Origin of the sequence: Marinobacter lutaoensis (assembly GCF_001981305.1) — a bacterium.
Taxonomy (GTDB): Bacteria; Pseudomonadota; Gammaproteobacteria; order Pseudomonadales; family Oleiphilaceae; genus Marinobacter; species Marinobacter lutaoensis.
Genome location: NZ_MSCW01000005.1, coordinates 134,532 through 157,513, shown reverse-complemented (window position 1 = coordinate 157,513; position 22,982 = coordinate 134,532). Strand labels below are relative to the sequence as shown.

The 22,982-nt window shown below is 60.4% G+C and carries 16 protein-coding genes; 3 read left to right on the top strand and 13 right to left on the bottom strand.

Annotated features, from left to right (window positions below; genetic code table 11):
* Positions 1 to 8: 8 nt before the first annotated feature.
* From BTO32_RS06950 to sdhC, 10 genes are all read right to left on the bottom strand, one after another.
* Positions 9 to 1,223, bottom strand: a complete 1,215-nt coding sequence (locus tag BTO32_RS06950) for a tryptophan--tRNA ligase (protein WP_076723904.1) — start codon at positions 1,221 to 1,223, stop codon at positions 9 to 11.
* Between the two features lie 154 nt (positions 1,224 to 1,377).
* Positions 1,378 to 2,250, bottom strand: coding sequence for a succinate--CoA ligase subunit alpha (gene sucD, locus BTO32_RS06945; protein ID WP_076723903.1), 873 nt, complete (start codon positions 2,248 to 2,250; stop codon positions 1,378 to 1,380).
* Positions 2,250 to 3,416 carry an ADP-forming succinate--CoA ligase subunit beta gene (gene sucC, locus BTO32_RS06940; protein WP_076723902.1) on the bottom strand — a complete coding sequence of 389 codons (1,167 nt, stop codon included), beginning with the start codon at positions 3,414 to 3,416 and terminating at the stop codon, positions 2,250 to 2,252. Before sucC ends, sucD begins: the two co-directional genes overlap by 1 nt.
* A 31-nt stretch (positions 3,417 to 3,447) precedes the next feature.
* Positions 3,448 to 4,890, bottom strand: coding sequence for a dihydrolipoyl dehydrogenase (lpdA, locus tag BTO32_RS06935; protein WP_076723901.1), 1,443 nt, complete (start codon positions 4,888 to 4,890; stop codon positions 3,448 to 3,450).
* A 35-nt stretch (positions 4,891 to 4,925) separates the two neighbouring features.
* On the bottom strand, positions 4,926 to 6,140 hold the full coding sequence (odhB, locus tag BTO32_RS06930) for a 2-oxoglutarate dehydrogenase complex dihydrolipoyllysine-residue succinyltransferase (protein WP_076723900.1): 1,215 nt from the start codon (positions 6,138 to 6,140) through the stop codon (positions 4,926 to 4,928).
* Between the two features lie 25 nt (positions 6,141 to 6,165).
* The gene (locus BTO32_RS06925) at positions 6,166 to 9,003 is read right to left on the bottom strand and encodes a 2-oxoglutarate dehydrogenase E1 component (protein ID WP_076723899.1); all 2,838 of its coding nucleotides are present in this window, start codon (positions 9,001 to 9,003) and stop codon (positions 6,166 to 6,168) included.
* Positions 9,004 to 9,308: 305 nt separating this feature from the next.
* Positions 9,309 to 10,013 (bottom strand): succinate dehydrogenase iron-sulfur subunit, encoded by a 705-nt coding sequence (locus BTO32_RS06920; protein WP_076723898.1) that lies wholly within the window; start codon positions 10,011 to 10,013, stop codon positions 9,309 to 9,311.
* A 15-nt stretch (positions 10,014 to 10,028) separates the two neighbouring features.
* Positions 10,029 to 11,801 (bottom strand): succinate dehydrogenase flavoprotein subunit, encoded by a 1,773-nt coding sequence (gene sdhA, locus BTO32_RS06915; RefSeq protein WP_076723897.1) that lies wholly within the window; start codon positions 11,799 to 11,801, stop codon positions 10,029 to 10,031.
* 3 nt (positions 11,802 to 11,804) lie between these two features.
* Entirely contained in the window at positions 11,805 to 12,146 is a 342-nt protein-coding gene (gene sdhD, locus BTO32_RS06910) for a succinate dehydrogenase, hydrophobic membrane anchor protein (RefSeq protein WP_084206809.1), read from the bottom strand.
* Complete coding sequence (gene sdhC, locus BTO32_RS06905; protein WP_076723895.1) at positions 12,143 to 12,520, bottom strand: succinate dehydrogenase, cytochrome b556 subunit; 378 nt, start codon at positions 12,518 to 12,520, stop codon at positions 12,143 to 12,145. Before sdhC ends, sdhD begins: the two co-directional genes overlap by 4 nt.
* A 476-nt stretch (positions 12,521 to 12,996) precedes the next feature.
* Here sdhC and gltA point away from each other — a divergent pair, with 476 nt between their 5' ends.
* Both gltA and BTO32_RS06895 read left to right on the top strand, forming a co-directional pair.
* Entirely contained in the window at positions 12,997 to 14,271 is a 1,275-nt protein-coding gene (gltA, locus tag BTO32_RS06900; RefSeq protein ID WP_076723894.1) for a citrate synthase, read from the top strand.
* Positions 14,272 to 14,424: 153 nt separating this feature from the next.
* Positions 14,425 to 15,300 (top strand): NAD(P)-dependent oxidoreductase, encoded by an 876-nt coding sequence (locus BTO32_RS06895; protein WP_076723893.1) that lies wholly within the window; start codon positions 14,425 to 14,427, stop codon positions 15,298 to 15,300.
* Positions 15,301 to 15,351: 51 nt separating this feature from the next.
* On the opposite strand, the gene topA is transcribed toward BTO32_RS06895, so the two are convergent.
* From topA to fadB, 3 genes are all read right to left on the bottom strand, one after another.
* Positions 15,352 to 17,985, bottom strand: a complete 2,634-nt coding sequence (topA, locus tag BTO32_RS06890; protein WP_076723892.1) for a type I DNA topoisomerase — start codon at positions 17,983 to 17,985, stop codon at positions 15,352 to 15,354.
* A gap of 271 nt (positions 17,986 to 18,256) precedes the next feature.
* Positions 18,257 to 19,432, bottom strand: coding sequence for an acetyl-CoA C-acyltransferase FadA (fadA, locus tag BTO32_RS06885; RefSeq protein WP_076723891.1), 1,176 nt, complete (start codon positions 19,430 to 19,432; stop codon positions 18,257 to 18,259).
* Positions 19,433 to 19,465: 33 nt separating this feature from the next.
* A complete protein-coding gene (gene fadB, locus BTO32_RS06880; protein ID WP_076723890.1) occupies positions 19,466 to 21,613 on the bottom strand; it encodes a fatty acid oxidation complex subunit alpha FadB in 2,148 nt (715 codons plus the stop codon).
* A gap of 423 nt (positions 21,614 to 22,036) precedes the next feature.
* Between fadB and BTO32_RS06875 the strand changes: the two genes are divergently transcribed.
* Complete coding sequence (locus BTO32_RS06875; RefSeq protein ID WP_076723889.1) at positions 22,037 to 22,852, top strand: hypothetical protein; 816 nt, start codon at positions 22,037 to 22,039, stop codon at positions 22,850 to 22,852.
* The last annotated feature ends 130 nt before the right edge of the window (positions 22,853 to 22,982 follow it).

The following is a 22,982-nucleotide window of genomic DNA, read 5'->3' as shown; positions in this document are numbered from 1 at the left end:
TCAGGCAGTCAGCGGTAGCTCAGCCCCATCGCGGCCCGGACCTCTTCCAGGGTGTCGCGGGCGGCGTCCCGGGCCTGCTCGCAACCTTCCTGCAGGATGGAATGCACCAGATCCGGATTGTTCTCGTACTCCCGAGCCCGTTCGTGCAACGGGCGTTGCTCCTCGACGATGGCATCGATCAGCGGCTTCTTGCAGTCCAGGCAACCGATGCCGGCGCTGCGGCAGCCGGTTTGTACCCACTCCTGAGTATCGGCATCGGAGTAGATCCGGTGCAGGCCCCAGACCGGGCATTTGTCCGGCTCGCCGGGGTCGGTCCGGCGGACCCGCTGGGGGTCGGTTTGCATGGTGCGGATTTTTTGCGCCACGCTGTCCGGCTCTTCTCTCAGACCGATGGTGTTGTTGTAGGACTTGGACATCTTCTGACCGTCCAGACCCGGCATCTTGGACTCCGGCGTCAGCAGCGGCTGAGGCTCGGGCAGGATGACCTTGCCACCGCCTTCGATGTAACCGTACAGCCGCTCCCGGTCGCCCAGGGAAATGTTCTGCTGCTCTTTGAGCAGGGCCCGCGCCGTTTCCAGCGCCTCCAGATCGCCTTCCTCCTGATACCGTTTTTTCAGGGTGCGATACAGCTTGGCGTTCTTCTTGCCCATCTTCACGATGGCGGCCTCCGCCTGCTCCTCGAATCCCGGTTCGCGGCCATAAAGGTGGTTGAAGCGACGGGCGATCTCGCGGGTGATTTCAACGTGGGACACTTGGTCCGCACCCACCGGCACCTTACCCGCGCGATAGATCAGGATATCGGCGGTCTGGAGCAACGGGTAGCCCAGAAAACCGTAGGTCGCCAGATCTTTCTCCCGCAGCTTCTCCTGCTGGTCCTTATAGGTGGGAATCCGCTCCAGCCAACCCAGGGGGGTGATCATCGACAACAGCAGATGCAGTTCCGCATGCTCAGGTACCTGGGACTGGATGAACAGGGTGGAGGAGCCCGGATTGACGCCGGCCGCGAGCCAGTCGATCACCATGTCCCAGACGCTCTGTTCGATACCGGAAGGGTCGTCGTACTGGGTGGTCAGGGCGTGCCAGTCCGCAACAAAGAAGAAGCACTCATACTCGTGCTGGAGCTTGACCCAGTTCTTCAGCACTCCATGGTAGTGACCCAGATGGAGCTTTCCGGTCGGCCGCATGCCCGACAATACGCGCTGCTGGGAATCGACAGAACTCAAAGTACGAACTCCTTATATTGCGAATGAAACACGCCTTAAAACAAAGCTGACCGGGCATTATAGTCCGATCCCGATGCGCCGTTAAGGCGACCGGCCAAAAAACAAAAACCCCCGGCACCAGCGATGCCGAGGGTTTTGCCGGACAGCGGGCCGATTACCAGCCTGTCACTTCCTTCAGTGCCTTGCCGATTTCGGCCAGGCTGCGCACGGTCTTGACACCGGCGTCTTCAAGCGCAGCGAACTTCTCGTCCGCAGTGCCCTTACCACCGGCGATGATGGCGCCGGCGTGGCCCATCCGCTTGCCCGGAGGTGCGGTCACGCCCGCGATGTAGGACACCACCGGTTTGGTCACGTTCTCCTTGATGAAGGCCGCGGCCTCTTCTTCAGCGGTACCACCGATTTCACCGATCATCACGATGGCTTCGGTCTCCGGATCTTCCTGGAACAGCTTCAGAATGTCGATGAAGTTGGAACCCGGGATCGGGTCGCCACCGATGCCCACGCAGGTGGACTGGCCAAAGCCAAAGTCGGTGGTCTGCTTGACCGCCTCATAGGTCAGGGTACCGGAGCGGGACACAATGCCCACCTTGCCCTTCTTGTGGATGTGGCCCGGCATGATACCGATCTTGCATTCCTCCGGCGTGATCACACCCGGACAGTTCGGACCAATCATCCGGACGCCCTTGCGATCGACGTACTCCTTCGCGTACAGCATGTCGATGGTCGGAATGCCCTCGGTGATACAGACGATCAGCTTGATGCCGGCATCCGCCGCCTCAATGATGGCATCCTTACAGAACGGAGCCGGAACGTAGATCACGCTGGCGTCGGCGCCGGTCTTTTCGACGGCCTCACGCACGGTGTTGAACACCGGCAGACCCAGGTGCTCGGTCCCCCCCTTACCGGGGCTGACACCACCCACCATCTGGGTGCCATAGGCGATCGCCTGCTCGGAGTGGAACGTGCCCTGGGAGCCGGTAAAGCCCTGGCAGATTACCTTGGTGTCTTTGTTGATCAGGATGCTCATTACTTACCCCCTGCGGCTTTGACGACTTGCTCTGCGGCATCCACCAGGCTGGTGGCGGCAATGATGTTCAGGCCACTGTCGGCCAGGACCTTGGCGCCCAGTTCAGCGTTGTTGCCTTCCAGACGCACCACCACAGGAACGTTGACGCCCACTTCCTTCACCGCGCCAATGATGCCCTCGGCGATCATGTCACAGCGCACGATACCGCCGAAGATGTTGACCAGAACGGCCTTAACGTTGTCGTCGGACAGGATGATTTTGAACGCTTCGGAGACACGCTCCTTGGTCGCGCCGCCGCCCACGTCCAGGAAGTTGGCCGGCTGGCCGCCGTGCAGCTTGATGATGTCCATGGTGCCCATGGCCAGGCCAGCACCGTTGACCATGCAGCCGATGTTGCCGTCCAGGGCCACGTAGTTGAGCTCCCACTTGGCGGCTTCGGCTTCCCGGGGATCTTCCTGGGAGGGGTCGTGCATTTCCTGGATTTTCTTCTGGCGATACAGGGCGTTGCCGTCCACGTTCACCTTGGCATCCAGGCAGTGCAGGTCACCGGCCGGGGTGATCACCAGCGGGTTGATTTCCAGCAGGGACAGGTCATAGTCCTCGAACAGCTTGGCCAGGCCCAGGAAAATCTTGGTGAACTGACCGATCTGCTTGCCTTCCAGGCCCAGTTTGAATGCCAGCTCACGGCCCTGGTACGGCTGCGCGCCCACCAGCGGGTCGATCTCGGCCTTCAGGATTTTTTCCGGCGTTTCCTCGGCCACTTTCTCGATTTCAACACCACCTTCGGTGGAGGCCATGAACACAATCCGGCGGGAACCACGGTCCACGACCGCGCCCAGGTACAGCTCCTTCTCGATGTCGGTCAGGGACTCGACCAGGATCTTGCTGACCGGCTGACCTTTTTCGTCAGTCTGGTAGGTGACCAGGTTCTTGCCCAGCCACTTCTCGGCGAACTCGCGGATTTCTTCCTTGCTCTTGACCAGTTTCACGCCACCGGCCTTGCCGCGGCCACCGGCGTGAACCTGGGCCTTGACAACCCAGCCATCACCGCCGATCTGATCGGCGGCAGCCATGGCTTCCTCGGGAGTATCGCAGGCAATGCCTTTGGACACAGGCAGACCGTATTCGGCGAACAGCTGCTTGCCCTGATATTCGTGCAAATTCATAGTAGTTGTCCCGCTAGTAAATTCGTTTGCGTTACTTTTTCTTGCGACGGTTGGCGACGTGAATCGCACCGCCGGCAACGGCCAGAGCCGCTTCGTGCACCGACTCGGACAGAGTCGGGTGTGCGAAACAGGTCAGGGCCAGGTCTTCGGCGCTGGAACCGAACTCCATGGCAATCACGCCCTGGGCCACGATCTCGGAGGCCTGCGGGCCCACCACGTGGAAGCCAAGCACGCGATCGGTCTTGGCGTCGGCAATGATCTTGACCATGCCGACCGCGGCATTGGCCGCCATCGCGCGGCCGTTCGCGGCGAACGGGAAGGTACCAACGTTGTACTCTTCCCCTTCCGCCTTCAGCTGCTCCTCGGTCTTGCCGACCCAGGCCACTTCCGGCGCGGTGTAGATCACGCTGGGGATGCAGTCGTAGTTGACCTGAGGCTTGTGACCGGCGATCCGCTCGGCCACCATGACGCCCTCTTCGGACGCCTTGTGCGCCAGCATCGGGCCACGGACCACGTCACCGATAGCCCAGACGCCCGGCGCCTCGGTCTTGCAGTTGTCGTCGACGAAGATGAAACCGCGCTCGTCGATCTGGACCCCGGAGTCCTCGGACAGCAGGTTGTCGGTGAACGGACGGCGGCCAACCGCGACGATCAGCTTGTCGAACTTGGCCTCCTGCTTGCCCTTACCATCTTCGTAGGTCACGTTGACCAGCTTGCGCTTGACCTCGGCACCGGTCATGCGCGCACCCAGAACAATGTTCAGGCCCTGTTTCTTGAAGTGCTTCAGCGCTTCCTTGGCCACCTGCTGGTCCACGGCCGGCAGGAAGGTGTCCTGAGCTTCCAGAATGGTCACCTCGGCCCCCAGGCGGGCCCACACGCTGCCCAACTCCAGACCGATGACGCCGGCACCGATGATCCCCAGACGCTTGGGCACTTCGGTAAATTCCAGAGCCCCTTCGGAATCGACGATGTACTCACCGTCGAACGGCGCGGGCGGAATCTCGATCGGCTTGGAGCCGGTGGCCAGAATCACATTGTCCGCTTCGTAAACCTTGGTGTTGCCGTCCGCGTCGGTCACTTCCACCTTGCGGCCGGCCAGCAGCTTGCCGTGACCGTGGATGGAGGTCACGCCATTGGCCTTGAACAGGCTGGCGATGCCACCGGTCAGTTGCTTCACGATACCGGCCTTGCGCTCCATCATCTTGGCCACATCGATCTGCACGTCCTTGACCAGGATGCCCTGCATCTCGTAGTCGTGGCTGGCCTCCTCGTACTTGTGGGAGATTTCCAGCAGCGCCTTGGACGGAATGCAGCCCACGTTCAGGCAGGTACCCCCCAGCACCTGGCTCTTACCATCTTTGGACGTCCAGGACTCGACACACGCGGTTTTCAGGCCCAGCTGGGCGGCCTTGATCGCGGCCACGTACCCGCCGGGGCCGGCACCAATGACAATGACGTCAAACTTGTCAGACATAATTTATCCCGTTTTCCGATTCGTTAAGTGTGAGTTCACACGTCCAGCAGAATACGTGCCGGGTCTTCGATCATTTCCTTGATGGCGACCAGGAACTGGACCGCTTCCTTGCCGTCGATCATACGGTGATCGTATGACAGCGCCAGGTACATCATCGGCAGGATTTCCACCTTGCCGTTGACGGCCATCGGCCGCTCCTGAATCTTGTGCATACCCAGGATGGCGGTTTGCGGCGGGTTCAGGATCGGCGTGGAGATCAGGGAGCCGAAAATGCCGCCGTTGGTGATGGTGAAGGTACCGCCGGTCATGTCTTCAATGCTCAGCTTGCCTTCGCGGGCCTTGGTGCTGTACTCGATGATCTTCTTCTCGATGTCGGCCAGACCGAGGGCATCAACATCACGCAGTACCGGTACCACCAAGCCACGGTCGGTGGACACAGCCACACCGATGTCCTGATAGCCGTGGTAGACCATGTCGTTGCCGTCAATGGAGGCATTCACCGCCGGGAACCGCTTCAGGGCCTCGGTGGCTGCCTTGGCGAAGAAGGACATGAAGCCCAGCTTGACACCGTGACGCTTCTCGAAGCTCTCTTTGTACTGCTTACGCAGCTCCATCACCGGTTTCATGTTGACCTCGTTAAAGGTGGTCAGCATGGCGGCGTTCTGCTGGGCCTCGACCAGACGTTTGGCGATGCTGGCACGCAGCCGGGTCATCGGCACCCGCTTTTCGGGACGCTCGCCGGAAGCAACGCTCACCTGCGGCATGTCCTTGGCCGGCGCGGCCTTGGCGGGGGCTGCCGCCTTGTTGCCGTCGATGTAGGCCTGCACGTCTTCTTTGGTCACGAGACCGCCCTTACCGGTGCCCTTAACCGCGGCCGGATCCACGTTGTTTTCCTCGGCCAGCTTGCGGGCCGCCGGGCTCAGGGTGACATCACCGGAGGCCACCTCGGCGTCGGCCTGGGGCTCTTCCGCCTTTTCCGCCGGAGCTTCGGCCGGCTTCGCCTCGCCAGCCGCCCCTTCCTTGAACTTGCCGATGACCTCGCCACTTTCGACGGTATCGCCTTCGCCCTTGAAGATCTCTTCGATGACGCCATCCGCCGGTGCCACGACCTCGAGAACGACCTTGTCGGTTTCGATATCGACAATCAGCTCGTCACGGGAACAGGCTTCACCCGGCTGTTTGTGCCAGGTCGCGACGGTACCCTCTGCGACCGACTCTGGGAAAACGGGGGCTTTAATCTCTGTTGACATTACGGATCCTTAGTTCGGTAGCTCGTCAGATTTCAAACGCGTCGTTGACCAGTTTCTTCTGCTCCTCAATGTGGATCGACATATGTCCACACGCAGGGGCAGCGGAAGCTTCACGACCGGCATACTGAAGGTACAGCTTGGGGTTCAGGCGCTGCAACGCGTTACGCATGTGATGCTGGCTGCAGTACCAGGCCCCCTGGTTCATCGGCTCTTCCTGGCACCACACCACCGTCTTGAGTCTGGTGTACTGGCTCAGGAGTTCATCGAGGTCATCGGCCGGGAACGGATACAGCTGCTCGATCCGGACGATGGCGACATCGTCACGGCCATCCGCCTTTTTCTTCTCCAGCAGGTCATAGTAGACCTTGCCGCTGCACATAATCAGACGGGTGACTTTCTTCGGATCGGACGGCTCCTTCTCCGGCAGCACCGTCTGGAAGGTACCGGAGGTCAGGTCTTCCAGGCTGGAGATCGCTTCCTTATGGCGCAGCAGGCTCTTCGGCGTGATGGCCACCAGCGGCTTACGCAGCGGCCGCTTGACCTGACGGCGAAGCATATGGAACACCTGGGACGGCGTGGTCGGCACGCAGACCTGGATGTTGTGTTCCGCGCACAGTTGCAGGAATCGCTCAAGGCGAGCGGAGCTGTGCTCCGGCCCCTGCCCCTCATAGCCGTGAGGCAGCAGCAGAGTCAGGCCACACAGGCGACCCCACTTGTGCTCGCCGCTGGTCAGGAACTGATCGATCACCACCTGGGCACCGTTGGCGAAGTCACCGAACTGGGCTTCCCACACGATCAGTGCGTTGGGGGTGGTGGTCGCATAGCCGTACTCGAAGGCCATCACCGCTTCCTCGGACAGCAGCGAGTCGTAGATTTCGAACATCGGCTGATCGTCGGACAGCTGTTGCAGGGAGATGTGGGTGGACCCGTCCTTCTGGTTATGCAGCACGGCGTGACGGTGCGAGAAGGTGCCGCGACCCACGTCCTGGCCGGTAATCCGGACCGGGTGCCCCTCGTTCAGAAGGGTCGCGTAGGCCATCATCTCGCCATAGCCCCAGTTCAGGGCCAGCGCGCCGGCGGTCATCTTCTCGCGGTCGTTGATGATCTTGGCCACCTGACGCTGCAGAGTAAAGCCCTCGGGCACCGCCGTGAGTTTCTTGCCCAGTTTCTGAATCGTCTTCAGGGCGACGCTGGTCTTGCACTTCGCGGTCCATTCATGACCGAGGTACGGACTCCAGTCGACGTAGAGCGCCTTATTGGGCTCCTTCACCAGGGACTTCACCACGTGTTCGCCCTTGTCCAGGGCATCGCGGTAGTCCAGTTCCATCTGCTTGGCTTCTTCCTCGGTGATGACACCGTCCGCAACCAGCGTCTCCGCATACAGCGCGCGGGTGGTCTTGTGGTTACGGATCTTCTCGTACATCAGCGGCTGGGTCGCGGCCGGCTCGTCGGCCTCGTTGTGGCCGCGGCGGCGGTAACACACCAGATCGATGACCACGTCGCGCTTGAATTCGTTGCGGTAGTCCATCGCCATTTGAGTGACGAACATCACCGCCTCGGGATCGTCCGCATTGACGTGCAGGATCGGGGCCTGAACCATCTTGGCCACATCGGTGCAGTATTCGGTGGAGCGGGCATCGTCCTGGCGGCTGGTGGTGAAACCGACTTGGTTGTTGATGACGATGTGGATGGTGCCCCCGACCCCGAAGCCTCGGGTCTGAGACATCTGGAAGGTTTCCATCACCACGCCCTGGCCGGCGAAGGCAGCGTCACCGTGCATGACGATGGGCACAACCTGACTGCCGTCCTTGTCGCCGCGACGGTCCTGACGCGCACGCACGGACCCTTCCACCACCGGGGAAACGATTTCCAGGTGAGACGGGTTGAACGCCATCGCCAGGTGAACCTCGCCACCGGGCGTCATGACGTTGGAGGAGAAGCCCTGGTGGTACTTCACGTCGCCGGAGCCGGCACCAGCCAGCTTCTTGCCCTCGAATTCGTCAAACAGTTCCTTCGGGTTTTTACCGAGCGTGTTCACCAGCACGTTGAGGCGGCCACGGTGCGCCATGCCCAACACAATTTCCTTGGCGCCGTAGGAACCCGCCCGCTGGATCAGTTCGTCCAGACATGGGATCAGGCTTTCGCCCCCCTCGAGACCGAAGCGCTTCACGCCGGGATAGCGGGAGCCCAGGTACTTTTCCAGCCCTTCGGCGGCCGTCAGGCGCTCGAGAATATGCTTGCGGGTCTCAGCACTGTACTCCGGCCGCGACCGGACCGGTTCCATCCTCTGCTGGAACCAGCGCTTGATGCGCGTGTCAACCACGTGCATATACTCGGCGCCGATGTGTTCGCAGTAGGTCTGACGCAGCCCCTCGACGATATCGGAGAGCTTCATGGCCTCGGAGCCGAAGTTCAGGGAGCCGGTTTGGAACTCCAGGTCGAGATCGGCATCGGTCAGCTCGTGAAACTTCGGATCCAGATCTTCAACTTTGGGACGTTGCCAAACGCCGAGAGGGTCGAGCTTGGCTTCCTGGTGACCACGAAAACGGTAGGCGTTGATCATCTGCAGGACGCGAACCTGTTTCTTGTCCGCATCCGAGGTGGCGCTTGCGGGAACGCCATTGGAGGCCAGGAAACGCTGGTTGCGGGAGATATGCTCGAATTGCTCGCGGATGGAAGAGTGAATGACGTCCGGGCCTTGATAGCCATCGACACTGGGAAGCTTGTCAAAGTAGCTTCGCCACTCTTCGGGAACGGCGTTGGGATCTGTCAGGTAGGTTTCGAAAAGCTGTTCAACGTAGGCAAGGTTCCCCCCCTGGAGGTGGGAAGTCTGCCACAACTGCTCCATTATGCTTTCGTGCATCTTGAATAGCTCACCTTGGGCTGGTGCGGGGAGCCGGTATGGTCGGTTAGGGGTAAAACTCAGTCAATACGGGTTATTACGGCATGACTTTAACCACCACACGCGGCACGGATGTTGTCCAATCCCCAGTGGTTTTTATACTCGGCAACGTCGTTCGGCGGCCTGTTGAGCCACTGTTACGGCTTGCGTAGTGTGCATCCGAGTACGACCTTTGACTATAAGCCTTTGGTTGAAGGCCCCGCATGTAGCGAGGCCTTCAAAGGTGCTAGCCTGACCAGTATAGCGTCTGGATCCGTTTTTGCTGATCAGACAGCCCTTTGCAACAGCATGTTCCGGATGTGGCCAATGGCCCGGGTCGGGTTCAGCCCCTTCGGACAGACGCTGACGCAGTTCATGATGCCCCGGCAGCGGAACACGCTGAACGGATCATCCAGATTGGCCAGCCGCTCGGCCTTGGCCGTATCCCGGCTGTCCGCCAGGAAACGGTATGCCTGGAGCAGGCCGGCCGGACCAATGAACTTGTCCGGGTTCCACCAGAACGACGGACAGGAGGTGGAACAGCAGGCACAGAGAATGCACTCGTACAGGCCGTCCAGCTTCTCCCGATCCTCCGGCGACTGCAGCCGCTCGATGGCCGGCGCCGGCTTGTCGTTGATCAGGTACGGCATGACCTTCTCATACTGCTTGTAGAACAGACTCATGTCGACCACCAGGTCACGGATGACCGGCAGGCCTGGCAGCGGGCGCAGCACCAACTTGTTGTTCTTGACCACCTCGGAGACCGGGGTGATGCAGGCCAGGCCGTTCTTGCCGTTCATGTTCATACCGTCGGAGCCGCACACACCCTCGCGGCAGGACCGACGGTAGGCCAGCGTGGGATCCTTTTCCTTGGCCAAGGCCAGCACGTCGAGCACCATCAGGTCCTTGCCTTCCGGCAGCTCGATCTCAACGTCCTGCATGTAAGGGGCGTTGTCAGTTTCCGGGTTATAACGGTACAGGCTTACCAACATGATTCACTCCCCCCCTTAGTAAGTCCGGACTTTCGGCTCGAACTTCTCGACCGTCTTCGGCGCAAAGTTCACATCACGCTTGCCCACGCGCTTCTCCAGCGGGAAGTACATGGAGTGCTTGAGCCAGTTGACATCGTCACGCTCGGTGTAGTCGTTGCGGGCATGGGCACCGCGGCTTTCCTTGCGCTCGATGGCGGACTTGGCGGTGGCGTAAGCCACTTCGTACAAATTATCCAGCTCCAGAGCCTCGATACGCGCGGTGTTGAAGGCGTTGCTCTTGTCGGTCAGCTTGGTGCGACGCACCCGCTCACCAATCTCCTCGAGCATCTTCAGCCCCTTCTCCATGCTCTCGCCGTCCCGGAACACACCGAAATACAGCTGCATGCAGTTCTGCAGATCCTTGCGAACCTCCGCCACGTCTTCGCCGTCGGTGGAGGCGTTCAGGCGCTCCAGGCGAGCCATGGCGCGAGCGATGTCGTCATCGCTGGCACCGTCCACCTCGAAGCCGTTACGCAGCTGCTCTTCGATGTGCAGGCCCGCGGCGCGACCGAACACAACCAGGTCCAGCAGCGAGTTGCCGCCCAGGCGGTTGGCACCGTGCACGGAAACACAGGCTGCTTCGCCGCAGGCAAACAGGCCAGGAATCGGCTTGTCGTTGCCGTTCTCATCCTGAGTCAGCGCCTGACCGCCAATGTTGGTGGGAATACCGCCCATCATGTAGTGGCAAGTCGGAACCACCGGAATCGGCTCTTTGACCGGATCAACGTGGGCAAACGTCCGGGACAGCTCACAGATACCCGGCAGACGCAGGTTCAGGGTTTCTTCGCCCAGATGGTCCAGTTTCAGCAGTACGTGATCCTTGTTGGGACCACAGCCGCGACCTTCCAGGATTTCCATAACCATGGCACGGGCGACAACGTCGCGACCGGCCAGATCCTTGGCGTTCGGCGCGTAACGCTCCATGAAGCGCTCGCCCTCAGCGTTGATCAGGTAGCCGCCCTCACCCCGGCAACCCTCCGTCACCAGCACACCGGCGCCGTGGATGCCGGTCGGGTGGAACTGCCACATTTCCATGTCCTGTACCGGGAAGCCGGCACGGAGCACCATGCCAACGCCGTCACCGGTGTTAATCAGGGCGTTGGTGGTGGACGCATAGATGCGGCCGGCACCGCCGGTGGCGAGCACGGTCGCCTTGGCCTTGACGTAGCAGACCTCGCCGGTCTCGATCTCAATGGCCACGACGCCAACCACTTGGTCCTTGGCATTCTTGACCAGGTCCACGGCGTACCATTCATTCAGGAAGGTGGTGCCACCTTTGAGGTTGGCCTGATACAGGGTGTGCAGCAGGGCGTGACCAGTACGGTCGGCCGCAGCACAGGTACGGGCCGCCTGACCACCCCGGCCATAGTCCTTGGATTGACCGCCGAACGGACGCTGATAGATACGACCCTGCTCGGTACGGGAGAACGGCAGCCCCATGTGCTCAAGCTCGAAAACCGCCTGGGGACCGACGGAGCACATGTATTCGATGGCGTCCTGGTCACCGATGTAGTCGGAGCCCTTGACGGTGTCGTACATGTGCCAGCGCCAGTCGTCGTTGGGATCGGCGCTGGCGATGGCGCAGGTGATGCCGCCCTGGGCGGAAACAGTGTGAGAACGGGTCGGAAATACTTTCGTGATACACGCGGTATTGATACCGGACTGCGTCAGCTGCAGGGCGGCTCGCATGCCGGCACCGCCACCACCGATAACAATCGCGTCGAATGACATGGTTTTGATGTTAGCCATCGATTAAAGCCCCCAAAGAATCTGAATGCCCCAGACGACATAGATGAAGATCACGAGCGCGAAAGCCGCCTGAAACAGGAAACGGGCCATCGCCACCTTGATGTAGTCCGTGGATACGGTCCAAAGGCCCACCCACGCATGGCCAGCCAGGGACAGCAGCGCCAGCAGGGTGAACACCTTGAACCAACCCTGTGCAAACAGCGCGGACCAGGTTTCGTAATCCACCTCCGTGGTCAGACAGAAACCAAGCAGAAACAGCGTGTAGAGAGCCAGTACGTAGGCGGAAACCCGCTGAATGATCCAGTCCTGAATACCGCTACGGCCAATGTTTGTCGCGCTGTTCATGCCCATACCCAGACTCCTGCCAGAACAATAAGAATGACGGAAACCGCAATGGTGATCTTCGCGGCAAGGCGACCACTCTCCAGATCTTCACCAATGCCCATGTCCATGAGCAGGTGCTTGATACCTGCCACCAGGTGATACAGCAGAGCAGACAAGATGCCCCAGACAATCAGCTTGGCAAGGAAGCTGTCCAGCAGTTCCGAAACCCGAGCGAAACCCTCTTCCCCGGACAGGGAAAGCTCCAGCCCATAAAGCAGAAACGCAACACCAACAAAGATGATGATGCCGCTGATACGATGCAGAATGGACGTAATGGCGGGCAGCGGGAAATGAAACTTGCCGAGATCGAGATTTACTGGTCGTTTGCTATTCACAGCGCTCTCACACTCTCTCTTGGTTCCGCGGAGCCGGAGGCCGGCGGCGGATGGTTGGTATGTAAAGGATCGAATCACCGGTACGAAACCGACAACCGATTGGTTCAGGAGGGCGGATGCCATCCAGGTAGCTTGCTATTGTGAAGCATGCGCGAGTGCATCCCCGATTCCGGGCTAGGGATTATAAGGAGAGACCCCTACAATTACAAACCTCCATCCCCAGCCAGGGCGCGGTTTTAGCGGGGTTGTGGCAGCTATAAGGCTTATTGACAAATTCAATTTCAGGCGCCAATCCGCGACATTTGGGATATCACTGATTGACACCGAGGCAGGATTCCATCGTTTTCCGACTGCGTCCATTGACAAAAAAAGCTGACGCCCTATATTTTGCCGCCAGTTTTGCGATAATACGCGCCTTCTAGCGCATCAAAATCATGCAGAAACAAGCTGCCAAAGCTGATAAATAGGAGAGCACCATGACCGACAGGAAAGCCACGCTCTCGGTGGGGGACAAGACCATTGAGCTTCCGGTTTATTCCGGCACCGTCGGCCCTGACGTTATCGACGTACGAGGCCTCGTCCAGGAAGGCGTTTTCACCTACGACCCCGGGTTTGTATCCACTGCGGCCTGCGAATCAGCCATCACCTACATCGACGGTGCCAATGGCGTTCTCCTGCACCGCGGCTACCCCATCGAGCAGCTTGCGGAACACTCCGACTATCTGGAAGTCTGCTACCTGCTGCTGAACGGCGAACTGCCGTCTCCGGAAGAGAACAAGCGTTTCCACGAAACCATCAAGAACCACACGATGCTGCATGATCAGATGCGCAACTTCTTTCACGGCTTCCGCCGTGACGCGCATCCCATGGCCATCATGTGCGGCGTGGTGGGCGCCCTGTCCGCGTTCTACCATGACCAGATGGACGTCACCGACGAGAAGCAGCGCCAGATCACCGCGCATCGCCTGATCGCCAAGATGCCGACCATCGCGGCCTGGTGCTACAAGTACAGCATCGGTCAACCGTTCATGTATCCCCGGAATGACCTGTCCTACTCCGAGAACTTCCTGCACATGATGTTCGGTGTGCCGTGCGAGGAGTACAAGCCGAATCCGGTGCTGGCCAAGGCCATGGACAAGATCTTCATCCTGCACGCCGACCACGAACAGAACGCATCCACCTCGACGGTGCGCCTGGCCGGCTCCACCGGCGCCAACCCTTATGCCTGCATCGCTTCTGGCATTGCGGCCCTGTGGGGCCCGGCGCATGGCGGCGCCAACGAGGCCGTGCTGGACATGCTGGCCGAGATTGGCGACGAATCGAACATCGAGAAGTACATCGAGAAGGCCAAGGACAAGGACGACCCGTTCCGCCTGATGGGCTTCGGGCACCGCGTCTACAAGAACTTCGACCCGCGCGCCAAGGTGATGCGCGAAACCGCTCACGAAGTCCTGCGGGAGCTGGGTCTGGAGAACGATCCGCTGCTGAAGATCGCTCAGCGCCTGGAAAAGATTGCCCTGGAAGACGAATACTTCGTCGAGCGCAAGCTCTACCCGAACGTCGACTTCTACTCTGGCATCATTCTGAAGGCAATCGGCATTCCGACCTCCATGTTTACCGTAATCTTTGCCATGTCCCGCACCATCGGCTGGTTCTCCCACTGGAACGAGATGGTCAGCGGCAACTACCGGATCGGCCGTCCGCGACAGCTGTATACCGGCCCGACCAAGCGGGACTACCCCGTCAAGTAAGACCCGGAAGCCACCGTTCCGGCACCTCGAAAGGCCGCTGCTCCCAGCGGCCTTTTTTATACCCCCCCTGCCCCGTACACCCGTAAGCGGATCATACCCGCCACCTGTGCTACCTTTGATCCTCAGTCACAACAACACAAGGAGACACCGCGCATGACCATAACGGCAAGCTTTATCGGCCTCGGCGTCATGGGTTACCCCATGGCTGGCCATCTGGCCCAGGCGGGCCTTCGGGTGAAGGTCTGGAACCGGACACCGAGCAAATGCCAGCAATGGCTCAAGGACTATTCCGGAACCGCCTGCGCGTCCATTGCCGAAGCCGTCGGAGACGCTGACTTCGTACTGACCTGCGTTGGCGCCGACAAGGATCTGATCGAGGTGTTCGAGGGCCCGGACGGCATCATAGCCAACGCGCCGCGAGGCGCCACCCTGATCGACCACACCACCGCCTCCGCCGGTGTCGCCGAGCGCCTCGCCCAAGCCGCGGCAGCGCGGGGGCAAGGCTTCATCGATGCGCCGGTATCTGGAGGCCAGCAGGGCGCTGAGAACGGCCAGCTGACAATCATGTGCGGGGGGGACGCGGCACACTATGAGCGGGCCCGACCGGTCATGGCGCACTACGCCAGAGCGGTCAATCTGATGGGGCCGACCGGCAGCGGCCAGAAAACCAAGATGGTCAACCAGATTGCCATCGCCGGGCTGGTTCAGGGCTTGTCTGAGGCTCTGCATTTCGCGGAGCAAGCCGGGCTGGATGCCCGCAAGGTCGTGGACGTGATCTCCAAGGGCGCGGCCCAGTCCTGGCAGATGGAAAATCGCTCAGGCACCATGATCGACGGTGAATTCAATCACGGTTTCGCCGTGGACTGGATGCGCAAGGACTTGGCCATCTGTCTGGAGGAAGCCCGACGGATCAACGCCAGCCTTCCCGTCACGGCCCTGGTGGACCAGTTTTATGCCGATGTCCAGGCCATGGGCGGCCGCCGCTGGGACACCTCTTCGCTGATCGAGCGTCTGCGCAAGTTCCGCTAGCACAAACGACAAGGGGCGGTTGCCCGCCCCCTGCCACTCCCTACCCCGACGTTACTTCTCCCGGGGCTGCCATTTACCATTCACATACCAGGCCGACCAGCCCGTCGCCTTGCCGTCCTTCTCGGACATGACGTACTGCTCCTTGCTCTTGCGGCTGTACCGAACCACTGTCGGATTGCCCTCCGGATCGGTTTCCGGAGCATCCAGCAGATAGTGGTACTTGGGATCGATTTCGTCCCGATGCGGCTTGAGCTCACGCACCAGCGGCGGCCGGGTTTCCCGGTTCCTGGGGAACTTGCTGGCAGCAAGGAACAGGCCAGAAGCGCCATCCCTCAGCACATAGGTGTCATCCACCTTCTCGCACTTGAGTTCCGGCATGGGCACCGGATCCATCTTGGGCGGCGCCGGCTCACCGTTCTTCAGCAGCTTGCGGGTGTTCTTGCAGTCCGGATTGGTACAGCCGAAGTACTTGCCAAAACGACCGGTCTTGAGCTGCATTTCCGACCCGCACTTGTCGCATTCCAGGGTCGGCCCATCGTATCCCTTGATCCGGAAACTGCCGGTTTCCACCTCGTAACCGGAGCAGTCCGGGTTGTTGCCGCAGACATGCAGCTTCCGAGTCTCGTCGATCAGGTAACTGTCCATGGCCGTGCCGCACTTGGGACACCGGCGCTTCTTACGCAGCAGACGGGTTTCCCCCTCGCCCTCAACATCCTCGTCGGCGCTGACCACCTCATCTCCGGGAACCAGGTTGATGGTGGTCTTGCAGCGCTCCTTGGGCGGCAGCGAGTAGCCGGAGCAGCCCAGGAACACCCCGGTGCTGGCCACCCGTATCTGCATGTTGCGGCCGCAGGTTGGACACGGAATGTCGGTTTCCGTGGGCGTGTTGGCCCTCATCCCCCCTTCGTCCCGCTCCGCCTGCTCCAGCTGCTGCCGGAAACGGCCATAGAACTCGTTCAGCACGCTTTTCCAGTCGACCTCGCCCTCGGCGATGTCGTCGAGCTCGTCTTCCATCCTCGCGGTGAAGTCATAGTCCATCAGGTTGGGGAAGGACTCCGACAACCGCTCAGTAACGATCTCCCCCATTTTCTCGGCATAGAAACGCCGGTTCTGGAGACGGACATAACCCCGCTCCTGGATAGTTGAAATAATAGAAGCGTAGGTGGAGGGCCGGCCGATGCCCAGCTTTTCCAGTTCCTTGACCAGGCTCGCCTCGGTGAAACGGGGTGCCGGTTTGGTGAAATGCTGGCTGGGGTCGAGCTTCACCAGGTCCAAGACATCGCCCACCTGGATATCCGGCAGCGCCACATCCTCGTCCTTCTTGCCCGCCTGCGGCGCGGCTTTGAGGAAACCGTCGAACTTGATGATGCGGCCGCGGGTGCGCAGCTCGTAGCCGTCGTTCGCCACCACCACGGACGTGCTCAGGAATTCCGCGTCAGACATCTGGCAGGCAATGAACTGGCGCCAGATCAGTTCGTAGAGCTTCTCCGCGTCCTTTTCCAGACCGGTGATATCGGAGGGCCGACGGGTGACTTCCGTGGGACGAATCGCCTCGTGCGCTTCCTGAGCGCCTTCCTTGCTGCCATAGATGCGGGGATTCTCCGGCAGGTAGCGATCACCGAACTGATCCTTGATAAAGGCCCGGCAACTGGCCACGGCGTCCTGACTCAGATTGGTGGAGTCGGTCCGCATATAGGTGATGTAGCCCGCCTCGTACAGGCGCTGGGCCAGCATCATGGTTTTCTTGACGCTGAAGCCCATGCGGTTGCTCGCCGCCTGCTGCAGGGTGGAGGTGATGAACGGCGCCGAGGGCCGGGAACGGGTGGGCTTGTCCTCGCGGCGCACCACCTTGAAATCCCCCTGGCGCAGCCGCTGCACATGCTCATTGCTCTGTGCTTCGTTGACGGGCCGGTAGGTCTGCTCCTGATAGCGGGTTACCTCGAAACGCACCGGCTCCCGGCTGTCCTTGGGCGCCAGGTCGGCGTGCAACTGCCAGAATTCTTCCGGCACGAACTTGCGGATCTCCCGCTCCCGTTCGACGATCAGGCGCACGGCCACTGACTGGACGCGACCGGCGGAAAGTCCACGGGCGATCTTCGCCCACAGCAGCGGCGATACCATGTAACCCACCACCCGATCGAGGAAGCGGCGGGCCTGCTGGGCATTGACCCGGTTGTTGTCGAGCTGGCCCGGATCCTTGAACGCTTCCTGGATGGCGCGCCGGGTGATCTCGTTGAACACCACCCGACGGTATTTATCCGGCTCGCCGCCGATGGTTTCCTGCAGGTGCCAGGCAATGGCCTCCCCTTCCCGGTCCAAGTCGGTCGCCAGATAGATATGATCCGCCGACTTGGCGAGGCGCTTAAGCTCACTGACCACCTTTTCCTTGCCGGGCAAGACCTCGTACCGGGCCTGCCAGTCCCGGTCCGGATCGACCCCCATGCGGGCCACCAGCTGCTCCCGGGCCTTGCGCTTCTTGTGCTCGGCCTTTTCTTCCGGGCTCATCTTGCGGGTCAGGGCCGCCTGGCGGGCACGCTCCTTCGGATCGGCCTGGGAACCGCTGCCGCTGACCGGCAGGTCGCGAATGTGCCCGACGCTGGACTTCACAATGTAGTCCGGGCCCAGGTACTTGTTGATGGTCTTCGCTTTCGCTGGCGACTCGACAATTACGAGACTTTTACCCATATCGGAGATCTGTATCCTTGGCGACAATTCGGTCAAAAAAACAGCAAACCTTAAACTCGCAGTAAAATCAGGCGGCTAGAAAACTCAAAAAACAGCCGGCTCAGTCTATAGGCCCACTGTTTTACAGGGTCAAGAATGGCAAAACAACCCATTCATCAATTTAAGTGCGGCTTTTTACCCGACCAAACCCCGCAGAAATTCACCGGCCGAAAACAGGAAGGCCCGGCTTACGCCGGGCCTTCGGGTTGGAACGGGCTGCTCCCGGACGGGATCAGACGCGCTCCCAGACAGTGGCAATGCCCTGTCCCAGACCGATACACATGGTAGACACACCCAGGGTACCGCCACGGGCCTGCATGATGTTCAGCAGGGTGGTGGAGATGCGGGCACCGGAGCAACCCAGCGGGTGGCCCAGTGCGATCGCGCCACCGTTCAGGTTCACCTTCTCGTCCATCACGCCCAGCAGCTTGAGGTCTTTCAGGACCGGCAGGGACTGCCCGGCGAACGCCTCGTTCAGCTCCCAGAAGTCGATGTCCTCGACCTTCAGGCCGGCACGCTTGAGCGCCTTTTTGGTGGCCGGTACCGGACCGTACCCCATGATCGCGGGATCGCACCCGGCCACGGCCATGCTGCGGATCTTCGCCATCGGCGTCAGGCCCAGGGCCTGGGCCCGCTCGGCGGACATCACCAGCATCGCGGAGGCGCCGTCGGTGAGCTGCGAAGAGGTACCCGCAGTCACGGTGCCGTTCTTCGGATCGAAGGCCGGCTTGAGCTGGCTCAGGGTCTCGACGGTGGTTTCAGGACGGATGGTTTCGTCCACTTCGATCAGTTTCCTGAAGCCATTCTCGTCGTGCCCCTCGATGGGAACAATCTCGTTCTTGAAGCGGCCTTCCAGGGTGGCCTCGTGCGCCAGCCGGTGCGAGCGGGCACCAAACTCATCCTGCTGCTGGCGGGTGATGCCGTGCATCTTGGCCAGCATCTCCGCGGTCAGGCCCATCATGTTGGAGGCCTTGGCGGAGTATTTGGAGGCGGCCGGGTTGTGATCGAACCCTTCGGTCATGGGCACGTGGCCCATGTGCTCGACACCGCCGACCATGAACACATCACCGTTGCCGGTCATGATGGCCTGGGCTGCGGTGTGGATCGCGGTCATGGCCGAACCGCACAGACGGTTCACGGTCTGGGCAGCGGATTCGTGGGGGATGCGGGTCATCAGGGAAATCTGACGCGCCACGTTGAACCCCTGCTCCTTGGTCTGGTTCACGCAGCCCCAGATCACATCTTCCACTTCTTTCGGGTCAAGGTTCGGGTTGCGGTCAAACAGCGCTTCGATCAGTGCCGCGGACAGGTTCTCCGCGCGCACGTTGCGGAAACATCCGTTTTTGGCACGACCCATCGGAGTCCGCACGCAATCGACGACGACAACGTCTCTCGGATTAAGGCTCATAGATCTTTCTCCGTTCGGAAATCTCGTTCAGGGTTAGCCAAAGAACTTCTTGCCAGTCTTGGCCATTTCACGCAGCTTCTCGGTCGGCTGGTACAGGGGACCGAGTTCTGCATACTTGTCTGCCAGTTCGACGAAGGCGGCAACGCCCATGTCATCGATGTAGCGCAGGGCACCGCCACGGAACGGAGGGAAGCCGATACCGTAGATCAGGCCCATATCCGCATCGGCCGGATCCTCGACGATGCCGTCCTCCAGGCAGCGCACGGTTTCCAGGCACAGCGGAATCATCATGCGGGCGATGATTTCCTCTTCGTCGAAGTCCCTGCTGCCCTGAACCACCGGTTCGAGGAGCTTGTAGGTTTCCTCGTCAACGACTTTCTTGGGCTTGCCCTTGCGGTCGGTTTCGTACTTGTAGAAGCCCTTGCCGTTCTTCTGACCGTACCGGTTGTTCTCGAACATCACGTCGATGGCGGAGGTCCGATCGTCCTTCATCCGGTCCGGGAAACCCTCGGCCATCACTTCGTTGGCGTGCTTGGCGGTGTCCATGCCGACCACGTCCAGCAGGTAGGCCGGGCCCATCGGCCAGCCGAACTTCTCCATGACCTTGTCGATCTTCTGGAAGTCGGCGCCGTCGCGCACCAGGCCGGCGAAACCGCCGAAGTACGGGAACAGCACCCGGTTGACCAGGAAGCCCGGGCAGTCGTTGACCACGATCGGGGTCTTACCCATGGCCTTGGCGTAGGCAACGGTGGTGGCGATGGCACGGTCGGAGGTCTTCTCGCCACGGATCACCTCAACCAGCGGCATCATGTGTACCGGGTTGAAGAAGTGCATGCCACAGAAGTTTTCCGGACGCTTCAGGTTTTTCGCCAGGAGGTTGATGGAGATGGTGGAGGTGTTCGAGGTCAGGATGGTGTCCTCGCGCACCGCGTCTTCGGTTTCCCGCAGCACGGCGTCTTTGACTTTCGGGTTCTCGACCACGGCCTCGACCACCAGGTCGACGTTCTTGAAGTCGCCGTAGTTCAGGGTCGGCGTAATGTTGTTGAGCACGTCGGCCATCTTGCCGGCGTCCATCTTGCCCTTGTCAACCCGCTTGGTTAGGAGCTTCTTGGCCTCGGCCAGCCCCAGTCGGATGCCCTCGGGGTTGATGTCCTTCATGATGATCGGCGTGCCCTTGAGCGCGGACTGGTAAGCCACGCCACCGCCCATGATACCGGCGCCCAGGACGGCAGCCAATTTCACTTCGGAGGCTTCCTTCATCCAGGCGCTGGCTTTTTTCTTCAGCTTCTGGTCGTTCAGGAACAGGCCAACCAGGCAGGCCGCCACATTGGTCTTGGCCATCTTGGCGAAGCCCTTCGCCTCGACTTCGATCGCCTTGTCGCGGGTCATACTCGCATGCTTCTGCATGACCTTAATGGCTTCCACCGGCGCGGGGTAGTTCTTGCCTGCCTTGCCGGCCACGAACGCCTTGGAGATTTCGAACGCCATCATGCTTTCCATGGCGTTGAGCTTGATCTTGCCTTTCTTCTCTTCACGACGGGCCTGGTAGTCCAGCTTGCCCTCGTTGCACTGCCGGATGATGTCGATGGCCGCTTCAACCAGCTGACCAGACTCGACCACGGCATCCACGGCACCCACCTTCAAGGCCGCGTCGGCACGGTTCTCGGCCCCGCCACAGATCCATTCAACGGCGTTGTCGACACCAATCAGGCGAGACAGACGCACGGTGCCGCCAAAGCCCGGGAAGATCCCCAGCTTCACTTCCGGCAGACCGACCTTCGCTTTCGGATCCATCACCCGGTAGTCAGTTGCAAGGCACATTTCGAAACCACCACCGAGCGCAATGCCGTTGATGGCGGTGACCGTCGGGAACGGCAGGTCCTCAACCGCGTTGAACACGGCATTCGCCTTCAGGTTGTTGGCGACGAGATCCTCTTCCGGACCGGCGAACAGGTCGGTGAACTCGGTGATGTCGGCACCGACGATGAAACTGTCCTTGGAGCTGGTTACCACCAGGCCTTTCAGGTTCTTCTGCGCTTTCAGCGCTTCGGTGGCGGCGCCCAGCTCCTCAATAGTGAGACGGTTGAACTTGTTGACTGACTCGCCCTGCAAGTCGAAGTTCAACTGAGCGATTCCGCCTTCGATCTCTTTAACCGTGATGGCTTTACCTTCGTAAATCATCAACTGATCTCCAGTCTGTGATTGGAACTGCTGACAACCGCCGACCTGAGCTGTCCAGGCGGCTGTCCGTGCAGCGAGATTTCGGTCACTGCCCGATCATTCGATCCAAAAATTCATACAGTCGTTTGAATCGTGAGGGCACACGATGAAAAAAAACCGAGCATTTGTCAATTTGTTTCTTGGCCGCGAGCGCCCAGACACTCGGGGGCGTGACGGTAAAAACAGCAAGAGAACCGGCCATTTTCAGAGGGTTACCAAGCTTCCATCACACAGGTCGTGAACTCCGTCACGTAAATTTCATGGTTGTTGACATTTCCCCTCCCGGTTGCCGACAAAACCGCTTGATTGCCCGCAACAGTTAATTTACCTTCAGGAAGCAAACCCGGTCGACAATAAAAACAGAGAATTACGGAGACTCATCCGATGCCAGCTTCCTGTCTGCGGTTCCCTTTCCTGATCCTGGCCATCGTCATGGCCTGCGCGTCCTTGAGCGCCCGGGCCCAGGAGACTCCCAGCGCATTCCTCTCAGACCTCCACAGCTTCCGAATCAGCAACTACTTGGCTCTGGACGCCTACTACCGGTTCAGCGGCACCGGCACCACCGACACCTTGAATGAAATCGTGGCGGGTATCAACTCGGCCAACGATGCCATGAACCGTCTCACCCAGAGCACCGACGAGGTCCTGTCCAAGGACCAGCTGAGCGCGCTCAGCCAGGAATTCGAGAAGTTCAAGGGGCTCATGCGCGACAACATCAACGATGTCCGGACCCAGGGATATCCCGACCTGCGCCTGGTCTCCGACATGGCCAACCAGGCCCTGGCCATGAACAACATGGCCACCGAGCTGTATCTGGAGGCGCAGGAAAGCTCCCAGACCCAGACCAACCCCCGGGTGGAGGCGGCCCGCATGGCAGCGGTGAAAATGGCGCAGATGATGGCCAAGTACGCGGTGCGCACCAACTCGTCCGTGTCCCAGACCTTTCAGGGATCGGCCACGGAAACGCCACTGGATGCCCAGGCACGGGAATTCGACGCCCTGCTGGAGCAGGTCAGGCAAGGCCCCGCCGAGGGCGAGTTGCGGGCGCTGCTGGACGACATCAGTTCCAAGTGGCAGTTTATCCGCGGCTCTTACATCAACTACAACGAAAACAACGTCGGTTTCGTGATCGACCGTTACTCCAAGGCTATCCTGAGCAGCCTGGGCAGCGCCATCGAACTGCTTCAGAACAGCCACTGACGGTCGCCCGGGGACGGGGGGCACCGATGCCACCCCGTCCTTTTTCCGATGCATGTATTGATACCTATCAGTTTGCCGCTACACTCTTTCGGTTAAATTTGGACTACTATTTCCCAAAGACGTCTGACGC

What these genes read in the sequence shown, in the direction of transcription:
- sucD (WP_076723903.1), bottom strand. Translation starts at nt 2,250, where the DNA reads ATGAGCATCCTGATCAACAAAGACACCAAGGTAATCTGCCAGGGCTTT.
- sucC (WP_076723902.1), bottom strand. Translation starts at nt 3,416, where the DNA reads ATGAATTTGCACGAATATCAGGGCAAGCAGCTGTTCGCCGAATACGGT.
- lpdA (WP_076723901.1), bottom strand. Translation starts at nt 4,890, where the DNA reads ATGTCTGACAAGTTTGACGTCATTGTCATTGGTGCCGGCCCCGGCGGG.
- odhB (WP_076723900.1), bottom strand. Translation starts at nt 6,140, where the DNA reads ATGTCAACAGAGATTAAAGCCCCCGTTTTCCCAGAGTCGGTCGCAGAG.
- BTO32_RS06925 (WP_076723899.1), bottom strand. Translation starts at nt 9,003, where the DNA reads ATGCACGAAAGCATAATGGAGCAGTTGTGGCAGACTTCCCACCTCCAG.
- BTO32_RS06920 (WP_076723898.1), bottom strand. Translation starts at nt 10,013, where the DNA reads ATGTTGGTAAGCCTGTACCGTTATAACCCGGAAACTGACAACGCCCCT.
- sdhA (WP_076723897.1), bottom strand. Translation starts at nt 11,801, where the DNA reads ATGGCTAACATCAAAACCATGTCATTCGACGCGATTGTTATCGGTGGT.
- sdhD (WP_084206809.1), bottom strand. Translation starts at nt 12,146, where the DNA reads ATGAACAGCGCGACAAACATTGGCCGTAGCGGTATTCAGGACTGGATC.
- gltA (WP_076723894.1), top strand. Translation starts at nt 12,997, where the DNA reads ATGACCGACAGGAAAGCCACGCTCTCGGTGGGGGACAAGACCATTGAG.
- BTO32_RS06895 (WP_076723893.1), top strand. Translation starts at nt 14,425, where the DNA reads ATGACCATAACGGCAAGCTTTATCGGCCTCGGCGTCATGGGTTACCCC.
- topA (WP_076723892.1), bottom strand. Translation starts at nt 17,985, where the DNA reads ATGGGTAAAAGTCTCGTAATTGTCGAGTCGCCAGCGAAAGCGAAGACC.
- fadA (WP_076723891.1), bottom strand. Translation starts at nt 19,432, where the DNA reads ATGAGCCTTAATCCGAGAGACGTTGTCGTCGTCGATTGCGTGCGGACT.
- fadB (WP_076723890.1), bottom strand. Translation starts at nt 21,613, where the DNA reads ATGATTTACGAAGGTAAAGCCATCACGGTTAAAGAGATCGAAGGCGGA.
- BTO32_RS06875 (WP_076723889.1), top strand. Translation starts at nt 22,037, where the DNA reads ATGCCAGCTTCCTGTCTGCGGTTCCCTTTCCTGATCCTGGCCATCGTC.